Here is a 15,375-nt window from a genome sequence, read left to right as displayed (position 1 = left end):
TTACTTCATTATAATGGCGTCCTGTTGACTTATACAAAAATGGGTATGCTCATTCAAAGGCTTTTCAATTATGAAACTTAGTAGGGTGTATGAAAATATCCTCATTCTCCTATAGGAAAAAAGCACTCATTTGATGAATGGTATGTAAATATGAAGTTTGGAGAGTTAAATATAGGGAATTGGGGAAAGTAAAGTAGTGTTATGGCTTTTATTAACATAGGAGGGATTTTTTTGTCCAATAAATCCAAAAAAACAAATGATGAATCTAATGAAACATTAACGAACAGGCAAGGGCACCCTGTAACGAACAACCAGAGCATTCGAACTGTGGGGAACAGAGGACCAAGTACATTGGAGAACTATGACTTCCTGGAAAAGATCAGTCACTTCGATAGGGAGCGCATTCCGGAACGGGTCGTGCATGCCCGTGGTGCGGGTGCCCATGGTTACTTTGTTCCGACTGGTAAAGCGGGGGACGAGCCGATTTCAAAATATACGAGAGCGAAAGTCTTTCAGGAAGAAGGTAAAAAAACACCGGTATTCGTTAGATTTTCATCTGTAATCCATGGAGGGACATCCCCGGAAACGCTACGTGACCCCAGGGGATTTGCCGTTAAATTTTATACGGAAGATGGAAACTGGGATCTTGTGGGGAATAACCTGAAAATTTTCTTTATCAGGGATGCCATGAAATTCCCTGATTTGATTCATGCCTTCAAACCGGATCCGGTCACGAATATCCAGGATGGCAGAAGGATTTTCGATTTTTGCTCCAGCTCACCGGAAACATTTCATATGGTCACATTTGTATTCTCCCCTTGGGGCATTCCAGCCAATTACCGAATGATGCAAGGGTCGGGCGTCAATACTTATAAATGGGTGAATGAAGAAGGCAAAGCCGTACTTGTCAAGTATCACTGGGAACCGAAACAGGGGATCAAGAACTTGACACAGAAAGAGGCCAATGAAATTCAAGCTACGAATTTCAATCATGCCACACAGGACTTATATGAAGCGATTGAACGTGGGGAATATCCGGAATGGGATTTAAACGTACAAATCATCAGTGATGATGATCATCCTGAGTTGGATTTTGATCCGCTGGATGATACGAAGATCTGGCCGAAGGATGAGTTCCCATGGCTGCATGTTGGTACGATGGTACTGAATAAAAATCCGGAAGACTATTTCACTGAAGTCGAACAGGCTGCATTCGGTACGGGCGTCTTGGTGGACGGACTGGACTTCTCGGATGACAAGATGTTACAGGGACGTACATTCTCTTATTCTGATACACAACGTCACCGAGTTGGAGCGAATTATCTGCAATTGCCGATTAATGCTCCAAAGAAACCAACAGCCACGAATCAGACTGGCGGCCAGATGCAATATGAAGTTGGCAGAGGGAATCAAAGCCCTCACATCAACTATGAGCCATCAACTGTAGGCGGGTTGAAGGAAGCCGAGCAAACGGGTAAAGAGCATACACCATTTGTAGAAGGAAAACTGGTCCGTGAAACAATTGATCGCCAAAGCAATACGAAACAGGCTGGTGAAACATATCGTGAATTTGAAGATTGGGAAAGAGATGATTTAATCTCCAATTTAGTATCGGCATTAGCTCCGGCAGACCCACGCATTCAAGAAAAAATGATAGCTCTTGCTGCAGAGGCTGATGAAGAATATGGCCGCAGACTAAAAGAGGGACTAGCTTCAGCTTCTGAACATACGAATTCTTCAAAACCTCTAGGTGGAACGGATAACCCAGAGGATGCAGCAAAAAAAGGACATGAAGCAGATCCATATTGATTGGTCAAAAAAAGAAGCTACTCCTTTTAAAAGGGTTGGCTTCCTTTTTTTATGGGAATAATTGAGTGAATGGCTGGAACGTTCTTCTGAAGAAGATATGAAATCAAGCAGGAAATAGATTGGCAAAAAACTTCATAATCATTTAAACTGAAACTACTCTATTTTTCTCTTATAAAGGAGATGAAAAAATGATTAAAATTCTTTCTGCCCTTTTCCTTCCTTGTCTACTTGTCATGTTATTTTCAAGGGTTACCTATAACAATGTCGTGGGACTTGTTTTAACTGTTGCCCTGATTACAGCGTCTGCATATAAAGGTTATACGCATACAAATTTATTGATCATCGTTGATGCATTATCCCTGACAGTGGGATTTTGGTTATCAAAAAGAATGATGAAACGAACATCCAAGAGCGCCTGACATCAAAGGTGCTTTTTTTGTACTCAACTTGCATTTACACTCCGACGCCCATAGAGTCCATATCCTAAAAACAGAATGGATGTTCGCTTTTTGCTGGTTTGTTTTGAGGCTATTGTGGTAGAATGTGTATATATACATTCATAAACCGGAATAAATAGAAGGGATATGGTCATGTCCCGTTTTTCATATAAAAATATTTCAATAGGAGGCTATGCTTGGTGAAGGATAAATTTGAGTTAGTCTCAAAATACTCTCCTCAAGGGGATCAACCTGCAGCAATTGAAATGCTTGTCGATGGCATTAAAGAAGGAAAGGAAATGCAGACATTATTGGGGGCGACGGGGACAGGGAAAACTTTCACCGTTTCCAATGTGATTCAGCAAATCAATAAACCGACTCTTGTCATCGCCCACAATAAAACGTTGGCAGGGCAACTTTACAGTGAGTTCAAAGAGTTTTTCCCTAATAATGCCGTCGAATACTTCGTTAGCTATTATGATTACTATCAGCCAGAGGCTTATGTTCCATCCACTGATACATTCATCGAAAAAGATGCAAGCATCAATGATGAGATCGATAAACTGCGTCACTCGGCAACTTCATCTTTGTTCGAAAGGAAAGATGTCATCATCATTGCCAGTGTATCGTGCATTTATGGTCTGGGTTCCCCTGAAGAGTACCGGGAGATGGTCGTTTCTCTCCGAACTGGCATGGAAATAGAACGAAATGCATTGCTGCACAGACTTGTGGATATTCAATATGAACGAAATGATATTGCCTTTCAACGGGGGACTTTCCGCGTTCGCGGCGACGTGGTCGAAATCTTTCCGGCCTCCCGCGATGAACATTGCGTACGGGTCGAGTTTTTCGGGGATGAGATTGACCGTATCCGCGAAGTCGATGCCCTTACTGGTGAAATCACCGGTGAACGCGAACATATTGCCATTTTTCCGGCTTCCCATTTCGTAACCCGCGAAGAGAAAATGAGGGTAGCCATCCAAAATATCGAGATTGAACTGGAAGAACGATTGACGGAATTAAGGGAAGATGAAAAATTGCTTGAAGCCCAGCGCTTGGAGCAACGGACCCGATATGATTTGGAAATGATGCGGGAAATGGGCTTTTGTTCAGGGATCGAGAATTATTCCCGACATTTAACGCTTCGTCCGGCAGGTGCGACGCCGTACACGTTAATGGATTATTTTCCTGAAGACTTTCTGCTGGTCGTGGATGAATCGCACGTAACCCTTTCGCAAATCAGGGGCATGTTCAATGGAGATCAGGCACGTAAGCAAGTACTCGTCGATCATGGCTTCCGTCTGCCGTCTGCAAAAGATAACCGTCCGCTAAGATTTGAAGAATTTGAAAAAAAGGTCCATCAATCGATATTCGTTTCGGCAACTCCGGGACTATATGAACTTGAGCATACACCAGAAATGGTTCAGCAGATTATCCGTCCTACCGGCTTGCTGGATCCAACGATTGAAGTACGGCCAATTGAAGGGCAGATAGATGACTTGATTGGTGAAATACAGGATCGGGTCAAAAAGAACGAACGTGTCCTCATTACGACATTAACGAAAAAGATGTCTGAAGACTTAACTGATTATTTAAAGGAAATAGGCATCAAGGTCCAGTACCTTCATTCGGAAGTGAAAACCCTCGAAAGGATAGAAATCATCCGGGAGCTGCGAATGGGCAAATATGATGTATTGGTTGGAATCAATCTTTTACGTGAAGGATTGGATATTCCGGAAGTTTCATTAGTGACCATTCTGGATGCCGATAAAGAAGGATTCCTTCGCTCAGAAAGATCGCTAATTCAAACGATGGGCCGTGCCGCCCGTAATGCCAACGGTCACGTCATCATGTATGCAGACCGCATCACGAATTCGATGGAACTTGCCATTAATGAAACGAAACGGCGCCGTGTAATTCAAGAAAATTATAATAATGAGCATGGAATACTGCCGCAAACCATTCAAAAGGATATCCGAGACTCCATAAAGGCTACTCATGTAGCGGAAGAAGGAGAAGCGTACAAAAAGGATCTTGCACCAAGCCTCGCCAAGCTTCCTAAAAAAGAGCGTATGAAAGTGATGGCAAGCATGGAAAAAGAAATGAAGGAAGCGGCAAAGGCACTGGACTTCGAGCGAGCTGCCGAGCTGCGTGATTTAATACTAGAGTTAAAAGCGGAAGGGTGACGAAACATGGCAATGGATAAGATTGTGATAAAAGGCGCCAGGGCCAATAATTTAAAGAATATCGATATCACGATACCGAGAGACAAACTTGTCGTTCTAACTGGATTGTCCGGATCCGGAAAGTCTTCCTTGGCTTTTGATACGATTTATGCAGAAGGGCAAAGACGTTATGTAGAATCACTGTCCGCTTATGCGCGTCAATTTTTAGGTCAAGTGGATAAACCGGATGTCGATGCAATTGAAGGTTTGTCACCAGCCATTTCCATAGACCAGAAAACGACCAGTCGAAATCCTCGTTCAACCGTAGGGACTGTTACGGAAATCTATGATTATTTAAGGCTGTTATATGCACGGGTCGGCAGGCCGACATGTCCGATCCATCATATAGAGATTACCTCCCAAACGATTGAGCAAATGGTGGACCGCATTTTGGATTACCCTGAGCGTACCAAGCTTCAGGTATTGGCACCGCTTGTCTCAGGCAGAAAAGGGACACATGCAAAAGTTTTGGAGGAAGTTAAGAAACAAGGATATGTCCGCATCCGTGTGAACGGGGAAATGCATGATCTTAGTGAAGAGATCACTCTCGAAAAGAATAAAAAACATTCAATTGAAGTCATTATAGACCGGATTGTCATTAAAGAGGGTGTCATGGCAAGGCTTGCAGATTCATTGGAAAGTGCTCTGAAGCTTGGCGAAGGAAAAGTCATCATTGACGTTATGGGTGAAGAAGAATTGCTGTTCAGTGAACATCATGCGTGCCCATACTGCGGCTTTTCGATTGAAGAGTTAGAGCCAAGAATGTTCTCCTTCAATAGCCCTTTTGGAGCCTGTCCGGATTGTGATGGCTTGGGAGCAAGGCTTGAAGTGGACCGAGATCTGGTCATACCGGATAAGGAGTTGAGCCTCCGTCAAAATGCGATTGCACCATGGGAGCCGACAAGCTCACAATATTATCCTCAGCTTCTTGAAGCGGTAGCCAATCATTATGGGATAGATATGGATGTGCCCGTTAAGGATTTACCGGCAGAGAAGATGGAGAAGGTCTTGCTTGGTTCAGGCAAGGATAAGATATATTTCCGTTATAAAAATGATTTTGGAAGAGTGCAAGAAGGATATATTCCTTTTGAAGGAGTTTTAAGAAATATCGAAAGGCGCTTCAAGGAGACGAGTTCAGACTATATCCGCGAGCAAATGCAGAAATATATGTCAGAACACCACTGTCCAACCTGTAAGGGTCATCGATTGAAAAAAGAGAGTCTTTCTGTGCTCATCCAAGGTGTCCATATAAGTGAAACGACCGCTTTATCAGTGGAAGATGCGTTAGTATTTTTCGATGAGCTTGACTTGACGGAAAAGGAAGCTGCAATTGCGAGATTGATTTTACGTGAAATTCGCGAGCGGCTCGGTTTCCTGGCTAATGTAGGCTTGGAATATTTGACGTTAAGCAGGGCAGCTGGAACATTATCAGGAGGCGAAGCGCAGCGTATACGATTGGCAACGCAGATCGGTTCCCGATTGACGGGAGTCCTGTACATTTTAGATGAACCTTCAATTGGGCTGCATCAGCGTGATAACGATCGATTAATTGAAACGCTGAAAAATATGCGCGAGATCGGTAACACCCTTATTGTCGTCGAACATGATGAAGATACGATGCTTGCAGCCGATTATTTGATCGATGTGGGTCCTGGAGCAGGTGCCCATGGAGGGGAAATAGTGGCCGCTGGTACACCGGAAGAGGTCATGAATAATCCTAAATCATTAACGGGTCAATATTTAGCAGGGAAGAAGTTCATTCCATTGCCTTTGGAACGCCGGAAAAATGATGGCCGTGTCATTGAAATAAAAGGTGCCAAGGAAAATAATTTGAAAAACGTTAATGTGAAGTTCCCTCTTGGAGTCTTTACAGCTGTTACTGGGGTCTCGGGGTCAGGGAAAAGTACATTGGTGAATGAGATTCTCCATAAGTCATTGGCTCAAAAACTGAACCGGGCAAAATCTAGACCTGGGGACTTTCGTGAGATTAAAGGGATTGAACACTTAGACAAAGTCATTGATATTGACCAATCACCGATAGGTAGAACCCCTCGATCAAATCCAGCTACCTATACAGGGGTATTCGATGATGTTCGTGACGTTTTTGCTTCAACGAATGAAGCAAAGATACGCGGTTATAAAAAAGGACGGTTCAGCTTCAATGTGAAGGGCGGTCGCTGTGAAGCATGCCGTGGTGATGGCATTATCAAGATTGAAATGCATTTCCTTCCTGATGTCTATGTACCATGTGAAATCTGTCATGGGAAACGTTATAACCGGGAAACGCTTGAAGTGAAATATAAAGGGAAAAACATTTCCAACATTCTTGATATGACAGTTGAGGAAGGTGTTAGCTTCTTTGAGAATATCCCGAAAATCAAACGGAAGCTACAAACGATTTTTGACGTTGGCTTGGGATATATCAAGCTTGGACAGCCAGCTACCACTTTATCAGGCGGTGAAGCGCAAAGGGTGAAACTCGCTTCTGAATTGCATCGCCGTTCCACTGGTCGCTCCTTTTATATATTGGATGAACCGACAACAGGACTTCATGTCCATGATATAGCAAGGTTGCTCGAAGTCCTGCAGCGGCTGGTTGATAATGGGGATACCGTTTTAGTGATTGAGCATAATCTGGATGTCATTAAGACGGCGGACCATATTATTGATCTAGGTCCAGAAGGCGGAGATAAGGGTGGAACGATCGTCACTTATGGAACACCAGAAAAAATATGTGAAGTTTCCGAATCATACACGGGTAAATATTTAAAACCTGTACTTACACGTGATCAAATTCGCATGGAAAATTGGATTGAAGAAAAAGAACAGGAGCATGAACATGCTTAAAAAAACAAGCCTGCGGGCTTGTTTTTTTGTAGAAAAATGACAGTGTGAAATTAATCAATCAATTGATTAAATACTGCATAAACAAGATATTTCCGGGGAAATTATACTTTTTCCTTTTCAGATTTTGTCATATTACTTTGTCGAATGATGGGAAAAACGGCATTTATGAAACTTTTTAGATATCTAGGCGTATGTATGAATAACATGATAGAAGAAAGCGAGGAATGTTCATGCAGGAGGAAAGAAAGAAGATTTTAGAAATGATTCAAGATGGCAAGTTAACAGCGGACGAAGCCATGGGCCTTTTAGAAGATTTAGAAAAAGCTAGTCAGGAAAGTGAAGCTAAAGAGCAGAAACTACAAAATGAATTATCGACGGTTGTCGTGGATAAGAAAAGCGAAGGAAGTACTCAGGATACGTTTAAGAAGAATATCCAGTCATCGAAGGAAAAGATTATTGATTTCGTTGAAAGTGCTTTTAAGAAAATAAAAGAAACGGACCTTGATTTCAATTTCGGGAAATCTGTGGAAGTCAGTCATATTTTCCAGCATGATTATGATTTCCTCAATGAAGTTGATGTAGATATAGCCAATGGGAAAGTGAAAATTGCTACATGGGATCAGAAGGATGTTCGGGTTGAATGCCATGCTAAGGTATACCGGGTGGAAGATATAGAAGAAGCGAGAAAAAACTTTTTAGAAGAAGTTGAATTTTCGATTGAAGATGGAAAGATGAAGTTCAAGGTTCGGGAAAAAGCCATTAAAGTCGATACGATCATGTACATTCCAAGGAAGGAATATGAGGACATTCAAGTAAGACTGTTCAATGGTGCCATAACGACTGAGTCATTGAAATCAGAGAACCTTAAAGCAAAAACCGCGAATGGTGCCATTCATATCATGCAAGGAAAAGGCGATTCGTGTGAGCTCGAAACGGGTAACGGGATGATCACCATTTCAGATACAAACTTTAATGACTTGGAAGCCGAAACTCTGAATGGAGCCATTAATGCCGCTGGGTACTTCAAGAAACTGGATGTCCAAACCTTTAACGGTGAAATCGTCTGTTCGAATTTTGGGATGGATTGTGACTCTATACATGCGAGGTCCATTACTGGAAAAGTCAAGCTGATCCTGCCCCCTGGTAAGGCCATTGAGGGAGAGTTGAAATCTAATTTAGGAAGTTTTAACGTAAGTTTGGAAGGGATGACCATCATCGAAGAGAAGAGTGATGTGGTTCAAAAGGTTCTTAAGTTTAAGACGGTTAAAGAAGAGGTTCCTGTGCTTCATGTTTTTGCAGAAACCAAGACTGCGGCGATAACGGTTTCCTGAAGAAAAAGAAAGCCCGCCATATTAACTGGCGGGCTCAGTTTTTAGACAAAAGGGTTTTGGAATGCTCTCATTCCAAAACCCTTTTCCTGCATCGACAATTTTTAAGTCCCCCTAACGTTGTCCAACGCATACCATGCTTTCTTTTGCATTTGCGAATACGCGCTCAATTGTTTCTATGTGTTTCCAAAAAAAAATTTCGGTCTGAAGTGCATGGAATGAGTGAGTAAACTGTTTTGTACGTTAACATTTAGATAGAACCCTTTTGCCTACACGCTTTCGTTGATTCCACACATGTGAAGGCGAATGCGAATATATACAAATTTGAAAAGAAAATTGCTTGAAAAGAAACGTGTGCTTATCAGAACGTCTCCGAAATGAGATTGACCCAAGATTCTCAATACCACGAAAAAAAGCCAATCTCTTCAGAAAAGTTCGATGGTAACGGAAGGTACGAGACTCCCGCTTAGGAATACGTGTCCAAGGAAGACCCCGCAAGCGCAAAGAGAGCCGAGAATGCTCCTGGACCGTTCGCGGAAAGCGAGTGCCTGGAATGGAAAAGAACATTCAAATGTTACAAACCCTCTACAGGTTAAACCCGCAAATATAACTGGAGGGCTTTCTTTTACATTGTAATCATACGAGCGGAAGCAGCAGGTATGTTCCTCTCATCTCTTTCCTATACACGGGGACCTTCCCGCTGCCATCATCCGGGTGAGTGAATAAAAAAACAATAAATCGATAATGCTTTGTTTGGTTATTAACAGAAAAATGCTAAAATAGAAAAAGTATCTCTAAAAAATAGCATCGCTCCTAAAGGAGGAAAGATATATGGCAAAAGTCCGTACAAAAGATATAGTAGAAGCGTTCGGTCTAGAACTTATCAGTGGGGAAGAAGGAATTAACCGGCCAATTGTCACAAGTGATTTATCTCGTCCAGGACTTGAAATAGCCGGTTTTTTTGATTATTATCCCGCGGATCGAGTACAGCTTATAGGTATGACGGAGATGTCCTTTTTTAATCGGCTGAATGAACCAGATCGAATACAGAGGATGGAAGAGTTATGCAGGGACTTTACTCCAGGCATCATCATTACGCGTGGACAAGAAGTGCCTATAGAGTTGATTGAAGCTTCAGAGCGGGAATCCGTTCCTGTGATGAGATCTAATATGAAGACAACACGTTTATACAGCCGTCTGACCAATTTCCTTGAAAGTAGATTGGCACCAACCACAGCTGTTCATGGTGTATTGGTGGATATTTATGGATTAGGTGTGTTGATTACCGGGAAAAGCGGTGTTGGTAAAAGTGAGACAGCTCTTGAATTAGTGAAACGGGGTCATCGTCTAGTTGCTGATGATTGCGTCGAAATCCGCCAGGAAGATCAAGATACGCTGGTTGGGAATGCACCCGATTTGATTGAACACCTTCTTGAAATAAGAGGATTGGGAATCATAAATGTAATGACTCTATTCGGAGCAGGTGCAGTCCGTAGTAATAAAAAGATTTCAATCGTCATCAGTCTGGAACTTTGGGAAAAAAACAAGCAATATGACCGGGTTGGTCTCGATGAAGAAAAAATGAAAATCATCGATACGGAAGTGACGAAGATTACCGTGCCCGTTCGTCCTGGTCGAAATTTGGCTGTTATTATTGAGGTGGCAGCGATGAATTATCGCCTGAAACGAATGGGAGTAAATGCTGCAGAACAGTTTTCTGATCGCTTGAATCATGCGATTGCAGATCCGGAGCATGATGAATTTTAAAAGGTATAAAGGAAAAGAGGGGACAATATGGAACAGGGAATACAGCCACTGAATCCGATCGCTATTGATCTTGGTCCTATTCAGGTGCACTGGTATGGACTGATCATCGGTTTCGGTGTGTTACTTGGTCTTATTATTGCTTTAAGGGAATGTGAGCGAAGAGGTCTTGATAAGGAAATATTTACGGATTTGATTTTGTTTGCCGTCCCTATCGCAATCATTTGTGCACGTATTTATTATGTCATATTCCAGTGGGAGTACTATTCACAAAACCCAGGGGATATCATAAAAATATGGAATGGCGGAATTGCCATACACGGAGCGCTGATTGGATCGGTGTTGACCGTTATTGTTTTTGCCAAGGTCAAAAAAGTCTCATTTTGGAAGCTGGTGGATATTGCGGCACCGAGCTTATTGTTAGGGCAGGCGATTGGCCGGTGGGGTAATTTCATGAATCAGGAAGCGCATGGAGGCGAAATAACAAGGTCATTCCTTGAAAATATGCACTTGCCTGAATTCATCATTAATCAAATGTACATAAACGGTACTTATTATCACCCAACCTTTTTGTATGAATCGATTTGGAATCTCATCGGTGTAATCATCCTCTTAAGTTTACGGAAAGTGAACTTACGCAGGGGTGAGCTATTTTTAACATATGTATTATGGTATTCCATCGGCCGCTTTTACATTGAGGGATTGCGGACGGATAGTTTGATGCTGACGGAATCGCTGCGCATCGCACAAGTGATCTCCATTGTGTTAGTAATTGTAGCCATTGCCTTAATGGTCTATAGAAGGGTCAGTGGGCAGGCAGACAAAAGATATTTAGATGCATAGGGAATATGTGTAAAGGGAGAGGGCATAGTGATAGTAGATTCGCTTAAAAAGGGACTTCTTTCTGGCTTGAATACAACCTGGTCTTTGGGAAAAGTGATATTTCCAGTTACTCTGATCGTTACTGTGCTTCAATACACGCCTGTATTGCCATGGATCATTAATTTGATAGCTCCTTTAATGAATCTCATCGGTCTTCCAGGGGATGCTGCCATACCGCTCGTGTTAGGGAATTTCCTGAATTTATATGCAGGGATTGCAGGCATATTAACGCTTGATTTGACTGTGAAAGAAGTATTTATTATCGCTATGATGCTATCTTTTTCACATAATTTATTGATTGAATCAGGTGTGGCGATGAAAACAGGTGTCAAGCTGTGGATCATTTTAACCGTACGGATCGGGCTGGCGCTTTTGTCAGCAGTCGTCATCAATCTTGTTTGGCAGGGCGGGTCTGAAATGGCCCAAGGCATGGCTAACGGCGGGACTGCTGAGTTGAACGGAGCGGGGGAAATCCTTTTACATGGGGTCATTCAGGCTCTTTCGGGGATTGCCCATCTTGCGGTCATCGTTATCCCGCTTATGGTAGTAGTTCAAATCATGAAAGATTTAAAATGGCTGGAGGCCTTCTCCAATGCCCTTGCTCCTTTTATGAAAGTCCTGGGGATGAAGCCGAATGCTTCCATGCCTTTCGTGACAGGGCTTACTCTTGGTTTGGCATATGGGGCAGGCGTAATGATTCAAGCAGCTAAAGAAGATAATGTCTCGAAGAAGGATATGACAATTGCATTCATTTTTTTAGTTGCTTGTCATGCTGTTGTAGAAGATACACTAATTTTTATACCACTGGGGATTCCGGTATTGCCGTTGTTGTTAATTCGGTTAATCACTGCTGTTGTTCTAACGATGGTGGTTGCGTATATTTGGAATCGGACTGACAGTGTACATAGAAAGGAAGCTGTTTATGAACAGTAACATAACTACATTATTATTTGATCTTGATGGAACGTTGATCAATACAAATGAATTGATCATCGCCTCTTTTACAGAAACTTTAAACCACTTTTGTCCTGGAAAGTTCAATCGGGAAGATATCATTCCATTCATCGGACCGACTTTGGTTGATACTTTTTCGTCCATTGATCCGAAACGAGTGGATGAAATGATTGCTTATTATCGGGAGCATAATTGGCGGAACCATGATTTGCTTGTCACACAATTTGACGGGGTGTTCGAAACCGTTCAAACATTGAAGCAGAGCGGCTATAAATTGGCAGTCGTTACGACAAAGAAGCGTGATGTCGTTGAAAAGGGCCTGAGTTTAAGCAAACTGGATCAATTCTTTGAAGTGGTGGTCACGCTGGATGAAGTGGAAAATGCAAAGCCAGACCCAGAGCCATTGTTAAAAGCTTTAGATCAACTCGGTTCGGTGCCCGAAGAAGCGATCATGATTGGCGACAGTTATCATGATATTCTCGGTGGGAAAAATACAGGTACAAAAACGGCAGGTGTTTCATGGTCCATTAAAGGCCGAGAATTTTTGGAAAGTTATCATCCTGATTATATGCTTGAGCAAATGGCTGATTTATTAAATATCGTTGAGGTTGAAAAGCTCACAGAGGCTAGAAGATGAGACGCACGACCCGCTATCCAGTTGAAGGGGCTAATTCACTATGGCATGTGTATAAGACCGTTCCATTCTGGAAAGTCGTAAAGAACTTTGTGGTGATTCAGCTTGCGCGTTATACACCTTTTCTAGGTATGAAGAATTGGCTTTATAGGACTTTTTTACATATGAAAGTCGGAAAGCATACTTCCTTTGCCTTGATGGTCATGCCGGATGTGATGTTTCCTGAAAAAATATCCGTGGGAATGAATACAGTCATTGGCTATAATACGACGATTCTTGCTCATGAATATTTAATTCAAGAATACCGTTTAGGAGAGGTAGTCATTGGAGATGAAGTATTGATTGGAGCCAATTCTACGATTCTTCCAGGACTTACAATCGGTAATGGAGCGATTGTTTCTGCGGGGACACTTGTCCATAAGGATGTTCCAGAGGGAGCTTTTGTCGGCGGAAATCCAATGAAAATCATCTATACCAAAGAGGAAATGCTTGAGAGGGATCAGCAAACTTCCATATGAAAAAAGGACTTGCCCATTTATGCGGCACGTCCTTTTTTAATGGCATTTTGGGTATAGTGGAGTCAGTTCATTCTTTAGATGATCAATGACTTCGTTGATCGATATATTTTCCTTGTGCACTGTCGTTTCATAAGTGTCTTTCAATATTTGGAAAAACTTCTCCTGAGCTTGTTTATCCATAATCAAACTGGCCCTCCTACCATCTTTTTATGATGAATGAAGAGAGGACTGAATGACTTCAGTCCCCATATCTCATTTAGCTATTTCCGTTTTCAATAAATCGGCAACCAATACGTATCGTTCTGGTGCACTACCAATATATGAAAAAGGATAGCAAGTTGTTACTGTAAGTGTGGCTTTAGGTTTGGGAACGATTACGGTACGGTCATCAGCATCGACGATACGTACCTTCCTCACTTTATATGTAAACGTACCAGCTTCTGTTTTGGCAATCAGCAAGTCTCCTTGACCGACTTCACCCAGCTCTCTAAAAATGGTATCTCGATGACCAGATAAAACGGAATTATCCTTTTCACCGGGTAGAACCGAACCTGCATAATGGCCGACACCCTTTTCGAGCTCATCTTCGTCGGTTCCGTGATAAATTGGGAGTGTTGCTTCAATTTTTGGAATATAAAGCTCCCCCATCAAATCACCTGTCTCCGGTTGCTTATCATATAGTTCAACCCCGTCGGGAATATCTGCTTGCGCCTTCGGCTCGTGGATCTTAGCCGTAGCCTCGTTCACCTCAGCCCCATCGGTTGTTTCATGCTTATTCCATTTATATATGGCATAGCCTTTCAAAAGTGTATAGGCGTTTGTCGTTGTAAAATAAAAACCTAAGGATAAAAAGCAAGCAGCAGTGATAAGTAACCATTTTTTCTTATGCTTGGATTGCCTATTTGCGCTCATCTTAATTAGCAAGTCTCGCTTTTCTAATTAAACCAAAGGCAATACCCATCAACACTAAACCGATTAAAGTTTCGAATAGGTAATTACCAGCCGTTTTAGGAAGCAATCCGCCCTTTTCCGTTTTATGTGCGGGTTTCTTCTTTTCTTTTTTTACATCTACGACTTTTGAAATGACCTCAGTGGACTGTTTAATGTCATTACCGGTTTCTTTCACTAAATCGGAACCAATCATTTCACCTGTCAATATAAAGTCGAGCAAAAGGTTGCCGCTTAAATCGTAAATGGAAACTAGTAAACTAGCATTCGTCAATTCTTTTAGCTGGAATAAAGCTTCAAGTGATAGATTTTTAGTGACACCGTCCTGAATTAAGGCGAATTTGAATTGAATTTGCAGCAAGCTTTGCAGATCATTATATATAGAAAGCAATTCCGCTACTTGTTCTGGAGACAATTCATCAATTGTTTCGAAATACTCGAGTTTGTCCATCCTATCTGAAATGGCCATTAAACGATCTTCAAAAGTCGGGTCTTCGACGATAGGTAAAAGGTGGTTCATGAATTTGTCAAGTTCCTCATCTGTAAGACCGATCTCAGTAAAAAGTCCATCCATTAAATCGATGATCTCTTCATCGTCATATTCCAGCTCTTCATCATCGTAATCCATTTCTAAATCGATAATATCTTCTATGTCGTAAATGAAGTGGAAGGTATCGATGATGGAATCTCCTTCTTCTAGTTCGCCATAATCTATTAATAATTCCGTAAGTTCAGCTTCTGTCATTTCATATTCTTTAAGTAAATTCTGTATAGTTTCAGAAGTGACGGTAGGTCCTAACGTATCACGCAGCTCTTCTACCGATTCCAGCTCATTTAATGTTAAGTCATAATAGGCTAAATACTCTTCCAATTCTTCTTGCGTCATTCTAACTTCAGTAAGGTATGCATTAAGCTCATCCTGGTTGATCTTAGTTGCTGCAAAACCCTTCGTTCCGTTTAAACCCAGCGAAAAAAGAACGACAAGCGCCACAAAAAACGAAAAAAATCTCTTCAATTCCATTTCCTCCT

General features: G+C 41.9%; 13 protein-coding genes. 10 read left to right on the top strand and 3 right to left on the bottom strand.

Features of this window, described 5'->3' with window-relative positions; all coding sequences use genetic code 11:
- Positions 1-231: 231 nt before the first annotated feature.
- From LQ203_RS14135 to LQ203_RS14090, 10 genes are all read left to right on the top strand, one after another.
- Positions 232-1,809, top strand: a complete 1,578-nt coding sequence (locus LQ203_RS14135) for a catalase (protein WP_230159021.1) — start codon at positions 232-234, stop codon at positions 1,807-1,809.
- A gap of 188 nt (positions 1,810-1,997) precedes the next feature.
- Entirely contained in the window at positions 1,998-2,228 is a 231-nt protein-coding gene (locus tag LQ203_RS14130; RefSeq protein WP_034309928.1) for a CsbA family protein, read from the top strand.
- A 218-nt stretch (positions 2,229-2,446) separates the two neighbouring features.
- A complete protein-coding gene (gene uvrB / locus LQ203_RS14125; protein WP_230159020.1) occupies positions 2,447-4,432 on the top strand; it encodes an excinuclease ABC subunit UvrB in 1,986 nt (661 codons plus the stop codon).
- Positions 4,433-4,438: 6 nt separating this feature from the next.
- Positions 4,439-7,318: an excinuclease ABC subunit UvrA gene (gene uvrA, locus LQ203_RS14120; RefSeq protein WP_230159019.1), complete on the top strand. Its 2,880-nt coding sequence runs from the start codon at positions 4,439-4,441 to the stop codon at positions 7,316-7,318.
- A gap of 230 nt (positions 7,319-7,548) precedes the next feature.
- Positions 7,549-8,649, top strand: coding sequence for a DUF4097 domain-containing protein (locus LQ203_RS14115; RefSeq protein WP_230159018.1), 1,101 nt, complete (start codon positions 7,549-7,551; stop codon positions 8,647-8,649).
- 828 nt (positions 8,650-9,477) lie between these two features.
- Complete coding sequence (gene hprK / locus LQ203_RS14110; protein ID WP_230159017.1) at positions 9,478-10,413, top strand: HPr(Ser) kinase/phosphatase; 936 nt, start codon at positions 9,478-9,480, stop codon at positions 10,411-10,413.
- Between the two features lie 27 nt (positions 10,414-10,440).
- A complete protein-coding gene (gene lgt, locus LQ203_RS14105; RefSeq protein WP_230159016.1) occupies positions 10,441-11,253 on the top strand; it encodes a prolipoprotein diacylglyceryl transferase in 813 nt (270 codons plus the stop codon).
- 30 nt (positions 11,254-11,283) lie between these two features.
- Positions 11,284-12,225: a nucleoside recognition domain-containing protein gene (locus LQ203_RS14100; RefSeq protein WP_230159099.1), complete on the top strand. Its 942-nt coding sequence runs from the start codon at positions 11,284-11,286 to the stop codon at positions 12,223-12,225.
- Positions 12,215-12,883, top strand: a complete 669-nt coding sequence (gene ppaX, locus LQ203_RS14095; protein WP_230159015.1) for a pyrophosphatase PpaX — start codon at positions 12,215-12,217, stop codon at positions 12,881-12,883. Before LQ203_RS14100 ends, ppaX begins: the two co-directional genes overlap by 11 nt.
- The gene (locus LQ203_RS14090) at positions 12,880-13,398 is read left to right on the top strand and encodes an acyltransferase (RefSeq protein ID WP_230159014.1); all 519 of its coding nucleotides are present in this window, start codon (positions 12,880-12,882) and stop codon (positions 13,396-13,398) included. Before ppaX ends, LQ203_RS14090 begins: the two co-directional genes overlap by 4 nt.
- Before the next feature lie 36 nt (positions 13,399-13,434).
- Here the strand turns inward: LQ203_RS14090 and LQ203_RS14085 are convergent, their stop codons facing one another.
- From LQ203_RS14085 to LQ203_RS14075, 3 genes are all read right to left on the bottom strand, one after another.
- Positions 13,435-13,578 (bottom strand): hypothetical protein, encoded by a 144-nt coding sequence (locus tag LQ203_RS14085; RefSeq protein WP_230159013.1) that lies wholly within the window; start codon positions 13,576-13,578, stop codon positions 13,435-13,437.
- Positions 13,579-13,650: 72 nt separating this feature from the next.
- Positions 13,651-14,310, bottom strand: a complete 660-nt coding sequence (locus LQ203_RS14080) for a class D sortase (RefSeq protein WP_230159012.1) — start codon at positions 14,308-14,310, stop codon at positions 13,651-13,653.
- A gap of 1 nt (position 14,311) precedes the next feature.
- Complete coding sequence (locus tag LQ203_RS14075; RefSeq protein ID WP_230159011.1) at positions 14,312-15,361, bottom strand: processed acidic surface protein; 1,050 nt, start codon at positions 15,359-15,361, stop codon at positions 14,312-14,314.
- Between the last annotated feature and the right edge of the window lie 14 nt (positions 15,362-15,375).

The sequence above is a fragment of the Peribacillus sp. Bi96 genome (genome assembly GCF_918698115.1).
Taxonomy (GTDB): Bacteria; Bacillota; Bacilli; order Bacillales; family DSM-1321; genus Peribacillus.
The sequence above is the reverse complement of the archived record's forward strand: the minus strand, read 5'-3'. Positions and strand labels throughout refer to the sequence as shown.